Source organism: Nonomuraea longicatena (assembly GCF_039525605.1).
In the GTDB taxonomy this organism is placed as follows: domain Bacteria; phylum Actinomycetota; class Actinomycetes; order Streptosporangiales; family Streptosporangiaceae; genus Nonomuraea; species Nonomuraea longicatena.
Map to the genome: position 1 here is coordinate 12,083 of NZ_BAAAHQ010000065.1, position 15,966 is coordinate 28,048.

The 15,966-nt window shown below is 70.6% G+C and carries 19 protein-coding genes; 10 read left to right on the top strand and 9 right to left on the bottom strand.

Going from position 1 to position 15,966, the window contains the following annotated elements; genetic code table 11:
* Positions 1–51: 51 nt before the first annotated feature.
* Both ABD120_RS38775 and ABD120_RS38780 read right to left on the bottom strand, forming a co-directional pair.
* The gene (locus tag ABD120_RS38775) at positions 52–1,050 is read right to left on the bottom strand and encodes an S-adenosylmethionine:tRNA ribosyltransferase-isomerase (protein ID WP_343955375.1); all 999 of its coding nucleotides are present in this window, start codon (positions 1,048–1,050) and stop codon (positions 52–54) included.
* On the bottom strand, positions 1,047–1,703 hold the full coding sequence (locus ABD120_RS38780; protein WP_343955376.1) for an SDR family NAD(P)-dependent oxidoreductase: 657 nt from the start codon (positions 1,701–1,703) through the stop codon (positions 1,047–1,049). Before ABD120_RS38780 ends, ABD120_RS38775 begins: the two co-directional genes overlap by 4 nt.
* Before the next feature lie 92 nt (positions 1,704–1,795).
* On the opposite strand from ABD120_RS38780, the gene ABD120_RS38785 reads away from it, so the two are divergent.
* Together ABD120_RS38785 and ABD120_RS38790 are read left to right on the top strand one after the other, a co-directional pair.
* Positions 1,796–2,914 (top strand): GAF domain-containing sensor histidine kinase, encoded by a 1,119-nt coding sequence (locus ABD120_RS38785; protein ID WP_343955377.1) that lies wholly within the window; start codon positions 1,796–1,798, stop codon positions 2,912–2,914.
* A complete protein-coding gene (locus ABD120_RS38790) occupies positions 2,911–3,537 on the top strand; it encodes a response regulator (protein WP_343955378.1) in 627 nt (208 codons plus the stop codon). Before ABD120_RS38785 ends, ABD120_RS38790 begins: the two co-directional genes overlap by 4 nt.
* A 234-nt stretch (positions 3,538–3,771) precedes the next feature.
* Here the strand turns inward: ABD120_RS38790 and ABD120_RS38795 are convergent, their stop codons facing one another.
* Positions 3,772–4,491, bottom strand: coding sequence for a hypothetical protein (locus tag ABD120_RS38795; protein WP_343955379.1), 720 nt, complete (start codon positions 4,489–4,491; stop codon positions 3,772–3,774).
* A gap of 85 nt (positions 4,492–4,576) precedes the next feature.
* Here ABD120_RS38795 and ABD120_RS38800 point away from each other — a divergent pair, with 85 nt between their 5' ends.
* The 4 genes from ABD120_RS38800 (at position 4,577) to ABD120_RS38815 (ending at position 7,290) form a co-directional block, all read left to right on the top strand.
* Positions 4,577–5,365, top strand: coding sequence for an ABC transporter ATP-binding protein (locus tag ABD120_RS38800; RefSeq protein WP_343955380.1), 789 nt, complete (start codon positions 4,577–4,579; stop codon positions 5,363–5,365).
* Positions 5,349–5,843 (top strand): GNAT family N-acetyltransferase, encoded by a 495-nt coding sequence (locus ABD120_RS38805; RefSeq protein WP_343955382.1) that lies wholly within the window; start codon positions 5,349–5,351, stop codon positions 5,841–5,843. Before ABD120_RS38800 ends, ABD120_RS38805 begins: the two co-directional genes overlap by 17 nt.
* A 415-nt stretch (positions 5,844–6,258) precedes the next feature.
* The gene (locus ABD120_RS38810; protein WP_343955384.1) at positions 6,259–7,014 is read left to right on the top strand and encodes a sulfite exporter TauE/SafE family protein; all 756 of its coding nucleotides are present in this window, start codon (positions 6,259–6,261) and stop codon (positions 7,012–7,014) included.
* A gap of 30 nt (positions 7,015–7,044) precedes the next feature.
* Complete coding sequence (locus ABD120_RS38815) at positions 7,045–7,290, top strand: hypothetical protein (protein WP_343955386.1); 246 nt, start codon at positions 7,045–7,047, stop codon at positions 7,288–7,290.
* Here ABD120_RS38815 and ABD120_RS38820 read toward each other — a convergent pair.
* The 5 genes from ABD120_RS38820 to ABD120_RS38840 form a co-directional block, all read right to left on the bottom strand.
* Positions 7,269–8,051 (bottom strand): SDR family oxidoreductase, encoded by a 783-nt coding sequence (locus ABD120_RS38820; protein WP_343955388.1) that lies wholly within the window; start codon positions 8,049–8,051, stop codon positions 7,269–7,271. The genes ABD120_RS38815 and ABD120_RS38820 overlap by 22 nt on opposite strands.
* Positions 8,052–8,084: 33 nt before the next feature.
* Entirely contained in the window at positions 8,085–8,993 is a 909-nt protein-coding gene (locus ABD120_RS38825) for a Rieske (2Fe-2S) protein (protein ID WP_343955390.1), read from the bottom strand.
* 58 nt (positions 8,994–9,051) lie between these two features.
* Positions 9,052–9,654, bottom strand: coding sequence for an HD domain-containing protein (locus tag ABD120_RS38830; protein ID WP_343955392.1), 603 nt, complete (start codon positions 9,652–9,654; stop codon positions 9,052–9,054).
* Between the two features lie 301 nt (positions 9,655–9,955).
* Positions 9,956–10,576 carry a hypothetical protein gene (locus ABD120_RS38835; RefSeq protein ID WP_343955394.1) on the bottom strand — a complete coding sequence of 207 codons (621 nt, stop codon included), beginning with the start codon at positions 10,574–10,576 and terminating at the stop codon, positions 9,956–9,958.
* Position 10,577: 1 nt separating this feature from the next.
* On the bottom strand, positions 10,578–10,793 hold the full coding sequence (locus ABD120_RS38840; protein WP_343955396.1) for a hypothetical protein: 216 nt from the start codon (positions 10,791–10,793) through the stop codon (positions 10,578–10,580).
* Between the two features lie 524 nt (positions 10,794–11,317).
* Here ABD120_RS38840 and ABD120_RS38845 point away from each other — a divergent pair.
* The 3 genes from ABD120_RS38845 to ABD120_RS38855 all read left to right on the top strand — a co-directional run bounded on the left by ABD120_RS38845 (position 11,318) and on the right by ABD120_RS38855 (position 13,300).
* Positions 11,318–12,178, top strand: coding sequence for a helix-turn-helix domain-containing protein (locus tag ABD120_RS38845; RefSeq protein ID WP_343955397.1), 861 nt, complete (start codon positions 11,318–11,320; stop codon positions 12,176–12,178).
* Between the two features lie 48 nt (positions 12,179–12,226).
* Positions 12,227–12,460: a DUF397 domain-containing protein gene (locus ABD120_RS38850; protein ID WP_343955399.1), complete on the top strand. Its 234-nt coding sequence runs from the start codon at positions 12,227–12,229 to the stop codon at positions 12,458–12,460.
* A 141-nt stretch (positions 12,461–12,601) separates the two neighbouring features.
* Positions 12,602–13,300 (top strand): polysaccharide deacetylase family protein, encoded by a 699-nt coding sequence (locus ABD120_RS38855; protein WP_343955401.1) that lies wholly within the window; start codon positions 12,602–12,604, stop codon positions 13,298–13,300.
* Here the strand turns inward: ABD120_RS38855 and ABD120_RS38860 are convergent.
* Positions 13,290–14,744, bottom strand: coding sequence for a catalase (locus ABD120_RS38860; protein WP_343955403.1), 1,455 nt, complete (start codon positions 14,742–14,744; stop codon positions 13,290–13,292). The genes ABD120_RS38855 and ABD120_RS38860 overlap by 11 nt on opposite strands.
* Before the next feature lie 147 nt (positions 14,745–14,891).
* On the opposite strand from ABD120_RS38860, the gene ABD120_RS38865 reads away from it, so the two are divergent.
* A complete protein-coding gene (locus ABD120_RS38865) occupies positions 14,892–15,962 on the top strand; it encodes a CapA family protein (RefSeq protein WP_343955405.1) in 1,071 nt (356 codons plus the stop codon).
* Positions 15,963–15,966 lie beyond the last annotated feature (4 nt).

Genomic DNA, 15,966 nt, shown 5'->3' on the forward strand with positions numbered 1-15,966 from the left:
CCGTGAATGCCGCTAGTTCCTATCATGTCGGCAAAATCTATGTAAAGTCGGTTACTTGAGTATCAGATGGATATCGCCAAACTCGTGCCACAGATACCGCTCCTGAATCGCCGCGTGATAGGCATCGCACAGAACGTCATCGCCGACGAATGCCGACAGCATTGCCAGATGACTGGAATGAGGTTCATGCAGCCCCGTGAGCAGCCCTGACACGACTTGCGGCGGATTCTCGGGGGTGATCAGCCGTTCGGTCCAACCGGTGCTCGCCCGCGCCCGGCCGTCGGCCCCGGCCGACGATTCCAGCGCCCGCACGACCGTCGTGCCCACCGCCACCACCCGGCCGCCGTCCCGCCGCGTGAGTTCGACCGTCCGGGCGGTGTGCTCCGGCACCTCGAACCACTCGGCCGTCGGCGGCTCGTGCGCCTCCGGCGAGGCCACCCCCGTGTGCAGGGTGATCGGCGCGACCCCGATTCCGCGCGAGACCAGCGCCGTGACCAGTTCGGCGGTGAACGGCCGGCCCGCGCTCGGCATCTCGGCGCTGCCGGGCACGGACGCGAACACCGTCTGGTACGCCGACAGCGGCCAGTCCCGCGCGACGTACCCGTAGCGGATCGGCACGCCGTACTCGGCCAGGTAGGCGGGCACATCGCGATCCAGCACCGCCCGCCACAGCCGGGGCGTCTCGCGCCCCACCAGCCGCAGCGTCGCCGAACCCGGCAGGGGCAGCCACTCGCCGGGGTCGCCGCCGCCGTACGGCTCGGTCGATCTGGCGGTACGGCGCCGCAGCTCCACCAGCCAGGTGCCGTCCTTCCACGCCGTGGAGAAGTGCACCGCGATGCAGTCCAGCCGCACGGCGGCGGGCAGTGTCGCCGAGTTGTTCACCACGACCAGGTCGCCGGGCTCCAGCAGGCCGGGCAGTTCGGTGAAGCGGTGGTGGGAGTGGGTGCCGCCGCGTGTGAGCAGCAACCGCACCCCGTCCCGGGTCAGGCCCCTGGCCTCGGGCGGCTGATGTGCGGACAGGGCCTCGGGGACGACGGTCCGCGCCCTCATCGCAGGTTCACCCGTCCGCTCGGCGGCCGTTCGCCGACCAGTGCGCGCAGGGCGGTGGCGACCTCGGCCGGGTCGACGGCCTGACCGGCCTCCTCCGCTCCGACGGCCTGCGCCAGCATCGCGGTGTTCATCTCGCCCGGATCGACCCACCACACGGCCACTTCGGGCTCCTCGGCGGCCAGCACGTTCGAGAGTTGCTCCAGGGCCGCCTTGGTGGCGCCGTACCCACCCCATCCCTCGTACGGCTCGGCCGCCGCGTCCGACGTGACGTTCACGATCGCGCCGCCCCTGGCCCGCAGCGCGGGCAGCGTGAGCTGCACGAGCGCGAGCGGGGCGACCACGTTGGCCTCCAGCAGGTCGCGGAAGTCCGCCAGCGGATATCCGGCGACGGGCGGCAGCGGCGTGACGCCGAGCGCGCCCGCGTTGTTGACCAGGAGGTCGAGGCCGGGCACAGCGGCGGCCAGGCGCTCGCGGTGGCGGGGGTCCGTGACGTCGCCGGGGATCGCCGTCGCGCCGAGCTCGTCCGCGACCCGGGCGAGTTCGTCCGCGCCGCGCGCGGTGAGGACCAGATTCCATCCCGCACCTGCCAGCGACCTCGCGAGCGCGAGGCCGAGACCACGGGAGGCGCCGGTGATGAGTGCGGTGTTCGTCATGGTCCCGACGCTAGGCGCGTGCCGCCGGACCGGCATCGGGCTGAGGTCTGTCCGGGTGCGGGGCCTTCGTCCTAGGACCCTAGAGTGGGAGGGTGAGCCCCGACCGGGACGAGATCCTGCACGCCGTGAGCTCGGCCGTGCTCGCCGTGACGCGGCACCTGTCGGTGCGCGAGGTGCTCCAGGTGATCACCCGGTCGGCGCAGCGGCTGCTGAACGCCAAGTACGCGGCGCTGGGCGTGCCCGACGAGGAGGGCTCGTTCGCCGAGTTCGTCGCCGAAGGCGTGACGGACAAACAGTGGGACGCCATCGGCCCGCTGCCGCGCCAGCACGGCATGCTCGCCGCGCTGCTGCGCGAGGGCGTCCCGGCGCGGCTGCCGGACATCAGGCTCGACCCGCGCTTCGGGGACTGGCCCAAGGCGCACCCGGTGATGAAGGACTTCCTCGGCGTGCCCATCCGCGACGGCGAGCGGGTGCTCGGCATCCTCTTCCTCGCCAACAAGTGCGAGCCCGGCGGGTTCACCCAGGCCGACCAGGACCTTCTCACCCTGTTCGCCGCGCACGCGGCCATCGCGCTGACCAACGCCAGGCTCTACGAACGCGGCCGTGAGCTGGCCCTGCTCGAAGAACGCACCCGGATGGCCCGCGACCTGCACGACGCCGTCACCCAGAAGCTGTTCTCGCTCCGGCTCACCGCGCAGGCCGCCGCCACCCTGCTGGACAGCGCGCCCGACCGGGCCGCCGTCGAACTCGACCGCGTTCAGCGCCTGGCGGGGGAGGCGATGGCCGAACTCCGCGCGGTCATCGTCGAACTCCGCCCCGCCGACCTCGACCACCACGGCCTGGCCGAAACTCTGCGCAAACAGGTCAACCTCCTCGACCGGGTGCAGCCCGCCACCCGGATCACCTTCGAGTGCGGAGAACTGCCCGACCTGCTGCCCGAGGTCGAGGAAGTCGTGCTCAGGGTCAGCCAGGAGGCGCTGCACAACGCGCTCAGGCACGCCGGCGCGACCGAGGTGACCGTACGGCTCACCGACGACGGCCGTGCCGTCCGGCTCACCGTCGCCGACGACGGGCTGGGTTTCGACCAGACCGAATCCCGGGGGCTCGGCCTGATCTCGATGCGCGACCGGGCGGAGTCCGTGGGCGGAACGCTCAGCGTCACCGCGGTCCCCGGCACGGGGACGACGGTGGAGATGGAGGTCAACCAGTGATCAACGTGCTGATCGCCGACGATCATCCGGTGGTGCGGCAGGGGCTGCGCACCTTCCTCGACCTGCAGGACGACATCACGGTCGTGGGCGAGGCGGGCGACGGCGCCGAGGCCGTCCGGCTGGTCGGCGAACTCCGGCCGGACGTGCTGCTGCTCGACCTCAACATGCCGGTCCTGGACGGGCTCGGCGCGCTCGCGGGGCTCGCCGGGTCGGCGACGCGGGTGCTCGTGCTCACCTCCGTCAGCGATCGGCGGGACGTCGGGCCCGCGATGCGGGCGGGGGCGGCCGGATTCCTGTACAAGGACGTGGACCCGTCGGCGCTGGTGCAGGCCGTACGGGCGGTGCACGGCGGACAGGTGCTGCTGGCGCCGGAGGCCGCGGCGGCCATGCTGGCCTCGGCCGATGGGCCGCCGCCGCACGTGCCGGGGCCGGTCCAGCTCACGGACCGGGAGCGGGAGGTGCTGGAGCTGATCGCGGCGGGGCGCTCGAACCGGGAGATCGCGCGGGAACTGGCGGTCGCGGAGAAAACGGTGAAGACGCACGTGTCGAACGTCCTGATGAAACTGGGCGTCCAGGACCGCACCCAGGCGGCTTTGTACGCCGTCCGCCACGGCCTGGCGTGACAAGCCTCTCATTCCATTACGGCCCAGCCGCCCCCACACCTCCCGCCGCCCCGGCTACCGGGCCTCTCCGAGCGCCACTCCCCGCGACGACCTCCCACCGCGACGCCGCTCTCTTGCGCCTCTGCCAGGGACAACCGGGTGGTGTCGCGGCGGGGAGCGGTCGGAGGAGTGGCGCTCGGAGAGGCCGGATGCCCGGTGCGGTGGGCGGCGTCAGAGGGGCTTGCCGTAAAGAAGTCAGGAGCCCCTTGGGGGCTCGAAGACGGCGTGGTGGGAGGCGACGAGGGCGCGGCGGACGGCGCGGTCGAGATGCCGCAGCGACTCCGAGCGCGTGGACATCTGACTGGAGGTCAGTCCCCGGTCCTCGCCCGTCAGGTTCAGGACGGCGGCCAGCCGGGCGGCCAGCGCGCACACCCGGTGGGCGCGGCCCGGGTAGCCGGGGGCGAGGGCGGTCGCGGGCTCCAGTCGCGCCGGGTGGCCCTGGGCGGGGCCGCCCACCCTGCTCAGCGCCTCGGTGGCGGAGGTCATCGCCTCGGCCAGTTCCCGCTCGGCCTCGGACAGCGACGGCAGGTCGGCGCGCGGCGGCCCGGCCGGGTGGACGGCGAAGCCGACCCCCGTGTACGACGATCCACGCAGGTCCGGCGCGGGTACCAGGCCGATCTGCGCGTCCGTGAGCACGGCGATGACCGCCTGGCCGGCGTCGAGGGCGGCGGTGTTGAAGTCCGGCGGGCCGGACAGCCCGAGCGGGTCGCCGGGGGCGGGCAGCGCCAGCCGCAGCTCGCGCAGGCCGCGCGAGCGCAGCCCGGCGAGGTGCTCGCGCAGCGGTTCGCCGGCGACCAGCGTGGGGCCGGCCACGGCCTCGATGCGGTCGGCGGCCTCGTCGAGGCCGATGTGCCCGGTCAGCCAGGCGTTGCCCCAGGCCACCAGTGCGGGGGAGACAGGTGATTCAACACGCACTGATCCACGATATGTGCTCGCCCTGCAATAGGTTTGTCCCGTGCGTTCCGGCGAAGGGGCGCGCGGGCGCGAGGAGGTATCGGGGATGGGCGGTCAGGTCCTGCGGCTCCAGGACGTCGCCGTCAGGCGCGACGGGGCGGCCCTGCTGCGAAACGTCGACTGGACGGTCAACGAGGACGAGCGCTGGGTCGTGATCGGCCCCAACGGCGCGGGCAAGACCACTCTGCTCCAGGTCGCCGCCACTTTGCTCTATCCGAGCGAGGGCCTGGCCGAGGTGCTGGGCGAGCGCATCGGCCAGACGGACATCTTCGATCTGCGGCCCCGCATCGGCCTGGCCAGTGCGGCGCTCGCCGAGCGGATCCCGGCCGAGGAGAAGGTCATCGACCTGGTCCTGACCGCGTCTTACGCGATCATCGGGCGGTGGACGGAGGAGTACGACTCCAACGACGTCACCCGGGCGGTCGAGCTGATCGACATGATGGGGGCGGCCCACCTGATCAGGCGGCAGTTCGGCACCCTGTCCGAGGGCGAGCGCAAGCGGGTGCAGATCGCGCGGGCGCTCATGCCCGACCCCGAACTGCTGCTGCTCGACGAGCCCGCCGCCGGGCTCGACCTGGGCGGGCGCGAGGACCTCGTCCGGCGGCTGTCGGTCCTCGCACACGACCGGCGCTCGCCCACGATGGTGCTGGTCACCCACCATGTGGAGGAGGTCCCGAGCGGCTTCACCCATGGCCTGCTGCTACGGCACGGCTCGGTGGTCGCGCACGGGCCGCTCGACGTGGTGATGACGGCCGACAACCTGTCGCGGACGTTCGGGGTCCCGCTGTCCCTGGAACGCAGCGCTGAGGGCCGCTGGTATGCCCGCGCCCACTGACCTGCGGCCGAGGACCGACGGCGACCTGGAGGCGTGCGCCGAGGTCCTGGCCGAGGTCCATCGCGCCGACGGCTACCCCGTGCACTGGCCCGACCGGCCGGGCGAATGGGTGGCGCGGGCGGCCTCGATCGGCGCGTGGGTGGCCGAACTCGACGGCCGGGTCGTCGGCCACGTCGGCCTGTCGGAGCCGGACCCGGACGACCGGGCCGCCGGCATGTGGGGCAGGCCCTCCGCCGTGGTCGGCCGCCTGTTCGTGTCACCGGCGGCGCGGGGCTTCGGGGTCGGCGCCCGGCTCATGGACCAGGCCGTGACGGCGGCCAGAGCCGTCGGCCGGCACCCGGTGCTCCACGTGGTGGCCACGAGAACGGACGCGACCGCCTTCTACGAGCGCCTCGGCTGGACACTCATGGGCACGGTCGAGGAGACCTGGAACCCCGGCGAGACGGTGACCATCCACTGCTACGCAGCCCCGTCCTGACCCACCACGAAGGGCATGCGGCGTGACTCGCCCCCGTGACCTTGCACGAGGGCCGAGGGGCGCGGCTCCTTGACGTCGCGTGATGGCCGGGGCGCGGCCCCGGACCCCTGACCTGCGGGAGGGCCAAGGGTCGCGCGGTGGCGCGACCTTTGGACCCGTGCCGGGAAAGGGTTCTGCGGCGCCCGGCGGCGAGGAGGCGGGCGGTGAACCGGCGCCGCCGTACGGCGGCGCGGCGTGGGCCGGGACGTGGGTGACAGGGCGTCGTCGCGGGGGTGAGGGGGAGCGGCGGGTAGCGCCTCGGAGGCCGTCGGGCGGAGAGCGGGGGAGGCGTCAGGGGGGCGCTGCCGTAACGCTGACAAAGCTTATTAAGCTCGGGCGAAGGCGAAGTACGGCGAGAGGGCGAGAGGAGGCGAGTTTGACCCCCTGGGAAGCGCTGATGGTCGGGCTGGCGGGCATCGCGGCGGGCGCCATCAACGCGGTCGTCGGGTCGGGCTCGCTGATCACGTTTCCCGCGCTCGTCGCCGTCGGCATCGACCCCGTCGTCGCCAACGTCTCCAACAACATCGGCCTCGTGCCCGGCTCCGCCGCCGGTGCGTACGGTTACCGCGCCGAACTCAGCGGCCAGCGCGCCCGCCTGGCCAAGCTGGCCGTGGCCTCCCTGCTCGGCTCCGTCGCCGGTGGCCTGCTGCTGCTCGAACTCGACCCCGGCGTGTTCAAGGTCGTCGTCCCAGTGCTCATCGCGCTGGCCTGCGTGCTCGTCGTCGCGCAGCCGAAGCTGAACGCGTGGATGGCCGCCCGCCGCGAGAACCCCCACCCCGACGGCGGCCTCGTGCTGTGGCTCGGCGTGCTCGGCGCGGGCGTCTACGGCGGCTACTTCGGCGCCGCCCAGGGGGTGCTGCTCATCGGCCTGCTCGGCAGCTTCCTCGCCGAGGACCTGCAGCGGGTGAACGCGGCCAAGAACGTGCTCAGCCTGGTCGTGAACGCCGCCGCCGCGGTGCTGTTCATCCTGTTGGCCGAGATCGACTGGCAGGCGGTGGCGCTGGTCGCCGCGGGGGCGACCGCGGGCGGGTTCGCGGGCGCGCGCATCGGGCGCCGCATCCCGGCCCCGCTGCTGCGCGGGATCATCGTGACGGTCGGTGTGATCGCCATTGTCAAACTAGTGTACGGATAAATACCCCACTTTCTGGGTATAAATCGGGGCATGAAGGGTGATTGGGTTGAGATAGTCATCGATGCCGGAGGATCCCCGCGCACCTACGAGATCACCGCCACCAAGGCCGGGCGCAGGGTCGAGGTCGACACCCGGCGCGGCCTGGTCGAGGTCAGCGAGGTGACCAGGACCGGCACCCCCGTCCGCACGGCCCGGTTCATGTCCAGCCGCATCCTGGCCCTCGTCGAACACCCCGCCGATCAGCCGAAGGCCGATCAGCGGAAGTCTGAGGCGTGATCCTCGGCCCACTCGCGGAACGTCCGCGCCGGCCGCCCGAGCATCAGCGGCACCGTGTCGAACACCGGCTCCGGTGAGTCCACCATCGAGGCCCACGTCGCGATGGCCGCGTCCGCGAAGTCCCGGCCGCCCCACTCGATCGCCAGGCGCTCGCGCGCCACCTCGGGGTCGAGTTCCTCCCACACCACCTCACGCCCGATGACCTCGCCGATCACGCGCACCTGCTCCTCCTGCGTGATCACCTCGGGACCGCTCAACGCGTAACGCCTGCCCGAGTGCCCGGCGGTGATCAGCACGTGTGCGGCCACCGCCGCGATGTCCGCCTCGTGGATCAGCGACCGCCCGGCCTTGCCGTACGGCCACTGGACCACCCCCGCGCGGATCTGGTCGGCCCATCCGAGGGTGTTCGTCGCGAACCCGCCCGGCCGCAGCAACGTGAATCCCACCCCCGAGTGTTCGATGATCCGCTCCACCCCACCGTGGAAGGTGTTCTCCGCCGTCGTCGCCGACAGGTACACGATGCGCCGCACCCGCTCGGCCATCAACTCGACCACCGGGCGGGCCTGTTCGGCGTCGAAGGTCGGCCAGAGGAGGAAGACCGACTCCACGCCGTCCAGCGCGGGGGCCACCGTCTCCGGCCGCAACAGATCGAAGCCGGTGCTCCGCGACGCCCCACGCGCCGGTATGCCCGCCTCCGCCAACTGCGACAACAGGCTCCTGCCCACGTTCCCGGTCGCGCCGGTCACCAGAATGTCACTCATGACCCGACCCTAGAACCTCAAGTGGACTTGCGGTCAAGCTCCGGGTCTCACCTGGATCGTTCCGTCTCGCCGGACCCGGGTCTCGAACGTGGGCGCGGGCGCCGTCGCGGGTCCGTGCCTGACGGTCCCGTCCGCCAGCCGGAACGTGCTGCCGTGCCACGGGCACACCACGCACGCCTCGCCGTCCTCCACCACGAGCCTGCCCTGGTGAAGCGGCCCCGCCAGGTGCGGGCAGCGGTCGGCGAGCACGGTCACGGACTCGCCGCTGCGCAGCACGAACAACTGGATGTAACCGAGCCGCCTGGCGACCGGCCGCCCCTCGGGCAGGTCCTTGAGCGCGCACAGGTCGTGCCAGCCGAGCGGCACCAGGTGCGCGACCTGCGGCGCGTGGTTGGCGCCCGCCGCCAGCCGGTACGACAGGTGGCCGCCGAGGTAGCCGCCGACCCCCGCCGCCGCGAGCCCCAGCATCGACAGTGTGCGCCCGCTCTGGTGGTGGCCGTTGACCCTGGCCAGCAGCGAGGCGGAGAACAGCCCGAGCGCGGAGACATTGGCCAGCAGGTGCACGAAGCCCACCCGCTGCTGCTCACGGTGCAGCGATGACCAGTCGGTCAGCCCGGCCGCCGCCGCGGGCAGCGCCCCGCAGACACCTGCGCCGATCAGTACCCTGACCGCCCGCCGATCGGCCCCGGCCAGGTCGAGTACGGTCGCCGACAACCAGCACCCGAGCGCCACCGTGGCAAGCGGCGGATGCAGCGGTTTCCCCGTCGGCACCCCGTGGAGCAGGTCGCGCACCCGGCCCGGCCGGATGCCGTCGCGCACGGCCTTGGCCAGCACCCGGATCGGCGTGTCCATGGCTCTGGACTTCTCCAACCGGTCGGCCAGATCGACCGGCCCGACGAAACGCCGCAAGTGCCGCCGTCCCGCCCGTACTGTCTCCTTCACGACAAGTCCCCTACCCCGCGACTCCCGCGCCCACCCACCCCGAGCCCGGGTGAGCAGGTCACTCGGCCAGATGACCCCTGGAGACCGAGAGTTCGACCAACTCGCGAGCGAAGGCGCCAAGAGAGGGTGAACCCTCCTCGATGATCTCTACCTTCTCCCGGACCTGCGCGGCACGGACTTTGAACAATCCCCAGGTGCCCCCGTCGTTGTGATGGTTCGCGAGGATGGGCGCGAGCCGGTCGAGGGCCTTGGCGAAGCGGGCCTCCGGCGTCCGCATGGCCTCGAACTCATCCCACAACGCCCGCAGCTCGGCACCCTGAGGGTCGGGGAGCAGCGAGAAGATGCGGTCGGCCGCCGCGCGCTCGTTGTCCGCCTGCGCCGCGACCGCCTCGGTGTCGTAGATGAAGGTGTCACCGGCGTCGATCTCGACCAGGTCGTGAACGAGCAACATGGCCACCACGCGCTGGATGTCGGTGCCCTCCGGCGCGTGCTCTGCGAGAACCATGGCCAGCATGCCGACGTACCACGAGTGTTCGGCGTCGTTCTCCCGTCGCGAGCCGTCCATCAGATGGTTACGGCGGAGCACCCTCTTCAACTTGTCGATTTCGAGGGCGAAGGAGATCTGGGCGTGCAGGCGGTCCTCTTCTGGCGCGATAGTCACGCGCGACACCCTAATGTGCGGTGATCACACCGGTTGGCAAAATCGTGACCGGAACGGTGTCAGAAGTGGAGTTGCCGGAGGTCAGGGTGCTGCGGAGAGGTTTGAGACGGAAACGGCCGCCCTGCCATCCGGGGAAGGGGTGGCAGGACGGCCGATGGTCAGCCCCGGAGCCCCCGCGTTTCTCCGGGGCTGGGTCTCACCGGCTCACCCGGGCTCACAGAACGGGCTCACAGAGCGGGCTCACAGAGCGGGCTCATCTGGGGACCCGCGCAGCGAATCGCATGAGGGCCCACACGGGGGCTCACACGCTGGTGAGGACCCTGGTCGGGGCCTCGTCGGGCGCCTCCGACGGCAGTGGGTGCCAGGACCGGCCGTACAACCGCTCCTGGCCGGAGCGGCCCGTGCCGCTCTGCCTGCGGACGGTCTCCACGGTCAGCAGGTTCGCCCACCTGCGGTGCCGGTGGACGCGGACGCTCCCCGCCCAGCAGGCCGCCGCGATCTCCCAGGCGTAGGCGCCGAACTCCTCCGCGCTGATGCCCGCCCGGGTGAGGACGAGGGCCCGCTCGCCCCGGGCGCTCGGGGTGATCCAGAGCACCAGCGGGATACGCCCGCTCCTGGTGTGCATGGTGGTCTCCAGACAGACCCGCTGGAGGCGGTGCCGGGTGACGACGCACCACAGGTGCGCGGTGAGGCGGCTTCTGCCGTACCTGGTGGAGACCGGCGCGCAGATGACGCCGCCCAGCAGGACGAACGGCAGCCAGCCACCCTGCCGGGCGGCGGTGGCGACGATCAGCACGACGGCGGCGAGCACCGCCAGTTCGGTGCGGGCGCGCCAGAGCGCGGTGAGCGGGCCGGTACGGCCTGCGGCGGGCAGGTCCTCGGTCGCCGGGTACATCTGGTTGCGGGGGTTCCTGGCGGACATGTCAGGAGACCTCCTCGGCGACCCGGGCCGGAGCTCTGCGCTGGTCGAAGCGCGGGTCGCGGTAGCAGCGGGCCCCGAATCCGAGGCGGGTGACGCTCCAGCCCCGCCGGTGTGCGAACTCGTCGGGCTCCATGCAGATCTCGCGGTCGGCCCAGTGGGTGAGTTCCTGAATCCAGGACTTGATTCGGCTGATCCCCTTGGTACCTTGTGAGTACATAGAAGACCCCTTTCGCGGCATTACTCGAGGTGGCTTCTTCAAGCCGGGCCGAGTGCTGAATGCCGGGCGTCGTAGGGTGGCAGCCCTTTGATGCGGCGCCCAGGCGATCAGTGTCGGTCCGGCTTCTTCGTGCTCGAACGAGCGTGTGACGCGGCGCTACTTGCATTCGAGGTGATCGCGGCGTCGGGCCTCCCTTGACTCGTCGGGGACGGCGACGTTGCCGATACTTGGGAGGATCGTCTCCCCACATTCCGTCGGCTGCAAGAGTTTCGGCAACAGAAGATTTATATTTCTTCGCACCTTGCGGGAAAGCTTGCGATGCAACTTGCATCGAAGGCGGGGTTTACCGGGAATTTTCCTTGCTTCCACCGTCCACCCGTGGAACTCTTGAGGCAAGCCCCCGCAGCACTATTCGTGCAACTTGCAGGGTAAGATTGTTGTACGGCCCACCAACCCGGGCTCTAAACAGTCCTGTTCGGCTACATCTTCATTGCCGATGAGGATGCCGATGAGGAGCGTGGACGGTGCCATCAGAGCAGGGCAGCCCGACTGTCCGCAGGCTCAGGCTGGGCCAGGAACTACGCATGCTGCGCGAGCGCCGCAAACTCACCGGCGCCAAGGTCGCCGAACGGCTCGGCTGGTCGCCGAGCAAGGTGAGCCGGATCGAATCCTCCAAGACCATGCCCAGCCCGGCCGACGTCGCGGCGATGGCCAGGTTGTTCCTGGTCGGCGACGAGAAGCTCGACGAGCTTCTGGGCCTGTTGCGCGACGCCGACCAGCGGGGCTGGTGGGAGGATTACGAGGACACGCTGCCCTCGGAGTACACCACCTTTCTGGGGCTCGAAGCGGAGGCCGTCGCCCACTGCGGCTGGGAACCCCAGCTCGTGCCGGGTCTCCTGCAGACCGAGGACTACGCGCGGGAGGTCGTCCTGGCCACCCGGGGCATCGCGCGCATCACGCACAGCGGTGTCCGCCGCCGGGTCGAGGCGCGTCTCGACCGGCAGCAGCGCGTCCTGCACCGGCCGGATCCGGCCATGCTCGCCATGGTCCTGGACGAGTCCGTGCTGGCCCGCCGCTTCGGTGAGCCCTCGGTCATGCGTGAGCAACTCGAACATCTGCTGGAGATGTCCCTGCTCGCTCACGTGAGTGTCCGGGTGCTGCCGCTCGACGGCGAGCACCCGGTCAACACCGGGGCCTTCGTCCATCTGAAGTTCGTGGACCTGGACGACGCCGTCTACCTGGAGTCGCTCTACGGTGGCCGCTTCGTCGAGGCGCTGGAGCTCGTGGCCGACTACGAGCGGGCCTTCGAGCACCTGAGGTCCGCGGCACTGTCCGAGGACGAGTCCCGGGTGCTCGTCCAACGCAAGATCATGCAGTGGCGATGAAGCCACAAAAGGTGCATTCAATACCAAAGGGGCTGTTGAAGCACCATCATGAAGAGGAACCACCACATGGACGTCACGCCCACCTGGAGGAAGAGCCGTTTCTGCAACGGCAACTCCGCATGTGTCGAATTCGCCCGCCTGGCTGACGGCAACGTCGCGCTGCGCGACAGCAAGCAGCAGGACGGACCGGTTCTGGTCTTCACTCCCGAGGAGTGGACGGCCTTCGTCGCCGGGGTCCGCGACGGCGAGTTCGACGCCTCCACGGTCGCCGTGGGCGCGTAGAAGAAGAGCGGCCCGTGCACGTTGGGCGAACAACACGCAGGGACCGCTCCGAGAAGGCTCCGCACAACCCACGCGAAGACCACGGCCATCATGGCACGAATCCACCGTTCATGATCGCCGACACTCTCTACACTGCCTTCGATGAAGACGTTTCGCCGGGTCCTGGCCTGCCTGCTCGTCCTCGGCCTGCTGGCCTTCGGACTGGACCGGCTGGTCAACGCCCGCACCTTCCAGCTCGCCGGCGAACTCGTCGATCGGGTCGAGACCGGCGAGAAGGTCGTGGCCCTGACCTTCGACGACGGCCCTGACGAGCACCTCGACGAGATCGTCGGCACGCTCGCGGCCGAGAGGGTTCCCGCGACGTTCTTCGTCATGGGCAGCAGGCTCGCGGCCGAGACGGGCTCCGGGGCCAAGCTGGTCGCCGCAGGCCACCAGCTCGGCAACCACACCTACAACCACACCCGGATGATCTTCGTCGGGCCCGGTACGGTCGCGGCGGAGGTGGACCGAACGAACGAGCTCATCCGGCAGGCGGGTCAGCAGGGGGAGATCCCCTTCCGCCCGCCCAACGGCAAGAAGCTGCTGATGCTGCCGCTCCACCTGTCGGAGATCGGCCAGCGCACGGTGATGTGGGACGTCGAGCCCGACTCCGGGGCCACTCCGACCGCCGACGAGATCGTCACGATGGTCCGCGAGCAGTCGCGGCCGGGTTCGATCATCCTGCTCCACCCCTGGTACGCCTCGGGCGCCCCCACCCGCGCCGCGATCGGCGGCCTGGTCCGCGCGCTGAAGGCCGACGGCTACCGGTTCGTCACGGTGAACGACCTGCTCAGCCGTTAGAGACGCCGAGCCCCTCCGCGACACCCTGGCCGAGGTCCTTGTGGACGTTGCGCCAGTACGCGACGACCCGCTTCTTCATCTCGGCGGTGACCTCGGGCGCGGAGGCGTGGCCGACGATGTTGCCGACCAGATGCTCCCGGTCGGTGTCCGACAGCACGTTCTCCCACAGCGCGCGCGGCTGCACGTAGTCGTCGTCGTCCGCGTGCAGCGTGTACGCCGAGCGGACGATCTCCCCGGCGACCTGGTAGTCCGCGCCCTCGAACGGGGCCGGGTCGGCGACCGGCCCGCCCGCCGAGTTCGGCGCGTACACCGGGTCCCGCATGTTCCGGTAGGTCATGGGGCCGTCGAAGTTGTAGCTGGTGACCGGCACCTTCGGCGCGTTGATCGGCAACTGCTGGTAGTTCGGCCCGATCCGGTACAGATGGGTGTCCGGGTAGGAGAACAGGCGGCCCTGGAGCATCTTGTCGGGGGAGGCGCCGATGCCCGGCACCAGGTTCGACGGCTCGAAGCCGGCCTGCTCCACCTCGGCGAAGTAGTTCTCCGGGTTGCGGTCGAGGGTGAACCGGCCGATCGTGATCTCCGGGTAGTCGGCGTGCGGCCACACCTTGGTCAGGTCGAACGGGTTGAAGCGGTAGTCGGCCGCCGCCTCGAACGGCATGATCTGCACGTTCAGCGTCCACGACGGGTGCTCGCCGGACTCGATCGCCCGGTACAGGTCGCGGATGTGGTGGTCGGGGTCGGAGGAGGCCAGCGCGGCCGCCTCGGCGGCGGTGAGGTTCCTGATGCCCTGGTCGGTCTTGAAGTGGTACTTGATCCAGAACTTCTCGCCGCCCGCGTTGTACCAGAGGAAGGTGTGCGAGCCGAAGCCGTGCATGTTCCGCCAGGACGCCGGGGTGCCCCGGTCGCTCATCAGGAAGGTGACCTGGTGGGCCGACTCCGGTGAGAGCGTCCAGAAGTCCCACTGCATGTTGTTGTCGCGCAGGTGGTTGTCCGCGCGGCGCTTCTGGCTGTGGATGAAGTCGGAGAACTTCTGCGGGTCGCGGATGAAGAAGATCGGCGTGTTGTTGCCGACCAGGTCGTAGTTGCCGTCCTCGGTGTAGAACTTGATCGCGAAGCCGCGCGGGTCCCTGGCCGTGTCGGGGCTGCCCAGTTCCCCGGCGACGGTCGAGAACCGCAGGAACAGCGGCGTCCGCTTGCCCTTCTGGAAGAGCTTGGCCTTGGTGTACTGGCTGACGTCCTCGGTGATCTCCAGGAAGCCGTGGGCGCCGCCGCCCTTGGCGTGCACGACCCGCTCAGGGACGCGCTCGCGGTTGAACTGCGCCATCTTCTGGATCAGGTAGTGGTCCTGGAGCAGCAGGGGGCCGTTCGGGCCGACGGACTGCGAGTGCTCGTCACTCGGCGCGGGGATTCCGGCGTCGTCGGTGGTGGTGGGCCTGGTCGTCATCGCGGCGTCCTCCGGAGTCTGCGCATACAGGCGACCTATGCCCCGAGCCTGGATGATCCACGTTCAAGCTTCGGTCGAATCCCGCCATGTCCGGCTGTGTGGGATCCTCGGTACCCGGCACCGGCGAACAAGGAGAAAGCACGGCAGATGAGGCTAGTTCCGCCCTTAGCCCTTCTGACCGTCCTGTCGGCCTGCGGTACGGTCTCGCCCGCCCCCGTGAGAACCCCCGCCCCCGCTGAGACCCCCGTCGGGACACCGGCCGCCACGCCCGTCACCCGTCTCCCGCCCGTTTCGGCGGCGCCTCGGGAGTACACGGTCGCCTTCGGCGGGGACGTGCACTTCGAGGGGGTGCTGAGGGCCCGCCTGGACCGCGACCCGGGCACCGTGTTCGGTCCGGTCGCCAAGGTGCTGCGCAAGGCCGACCTCGCGATGGTCAACGTGGAGACCGCGATCACCGAGGGCGGCACCAGGGTGCCGGGCAAGAAGTACGCCTTCCGCGCCCCCGCCACCGCCTTCACCGCCCTGAAGGCCGCCGGGATCGACGTCGTCACCATGGCCAACAACCACGGCATGGACTACCAGCGCTCCGGCCTGGCCGACACCTTGGCCGCGATCAGGCGCGCGAAGTACCCGGTCGTCGGCATCGGCCGCGACGCGAAGGCCGCGTACCGGCCCTTCCGCGAGACCGTCAACGGCAACCGCGTCGCCGTCGTCGGCGCCACCCAGGTCATCGACGAGGAGCACGTCCACGCCTGGAGCGCCACCGGCTCACAGGGCGGGCTCGCCTCCGCCAAGAACGAGGCCAGGCTGCTCAAAGAGGTGCGCAAGGTCCGCAAGGACTCCGACACCGTCATCGTCTACCTCCACTGGGGCACTGAGTCGAAGTCCTGCCCCAACCCGGCGCAGCGCGCGCTCGCGCCCCGGCTGGTGAAGGCGGGGGCCGACGTGATCGTCGGCTCGCACGCCCACGTCCTGCTCGGCGGCGGCTTCCTCGGCCGGGCCTACGTCGCCTACGGGCTCGGCGACTTCCTCTGGTACGACCCGGGCCCCACCGGCGTCCTCACTCTGACGATCAAGGGCAGAAAGGTCCTCAAGGATCGGTGGACCCCGGCGGCGATCAGGGGCGGCGTGCCCGTTCCCCTCACCGGCGCCGCCCGCGCCAGGGGTGTGGCCGACTGGAAGGCACTGCGCTCTTGCGCCGGATTGTCGGCTCGCTGATCCT

Excerpts from the sequence above, each read along its gene's own strand:
- ABD120_RS38805 (WP_343955382.1), top strand. The coding sequence starts at position 5,349 with ATGCCCGCGCCCACTGACCTGCGGCCGAGGACCGACGGCGACCTGGAG.
- ABD120_RS38855 (WP_343955401.1), top strand. The coding sequence starts at position 12,602 with ATGAAGACGTTTCGCCGGGTCCTGGCCTGCCTGCTCGTCCTCGGCCTG.
- ABD120_RS38865 (WP_343955405.1), top strand. The coding sequence starts at position 14,892 with ATGAGGCTAGTTCCGCCCTTAGCCCTTCTGACCGTCCTGTCGGCCTGC.
- ABD120_RS38800 (WP_343955380.1), top strand. The coding sequence starts at position 4,577 with ATGGGCGGTCAGGTCCTGCGGCTCCAGGACGTCGCCGTCAGGCGCGAC.
- ABD120_RS38850 (WP_343955399.1), top strand. The coding sequence starts at position 12,227 with ATGAAGAGGAACCACCACATGGACGTCACGCCCACCTGGAGGAAGAGC.
- ABD120_RS38820 (WP_343955388.1), bottom strand. The coding sequence starts at position 8,051 with ATGAGTGACATTCTGGTGACCGGCGCGACCGGGAACGTGGGCAGGAGC.
- ABD120_RS38860 (WP_343955403.1), bottom strand. The coding sequence starts at position 14,744 with ATGACGACCAGGCCCACCACCACCGACGACGCCGGAATCCCCGCGCCG.
- ABD120_RS38840 (WP_343955396.1), bottom strand. The coding sequence starts at position 10,793 with ATGTACTCACAAGGTACCAAGGGGATCAGCCGAATCAAGTCCTGGATT.
- ABD120_RS38775 (WP_343955375.1), bottom strand. The coding sequence starts at position 1,050 with ATGAGGGCGCGGACCGTCGTCCCCGAGGCCCTGTCCGCACATCAGCCG.
- ABD120_RS38835 (WP_343955394.1), bottom strand. The coding sequence starts at position 10,576 with ATGTCCGCCAGGAACCCCCGCAACCAGATGTACCCGGCGACCGAGGAC.
- ABD120_RS38815 (WP_343955386.1), top strand. The coding sequence starts at position 7,045 with ATGAAGGGTGATTGGGTTGAGATAGTCATCGATGCCGGAGGATCCCCG.
- ABD120_RS38780 (WP_343955376.1), bottom strand. The coding sequence starts at position 1,703 with ATGACGAACACCGCACTCATCACCGGCGCCTCCCGTGGTCTCGGCCTC.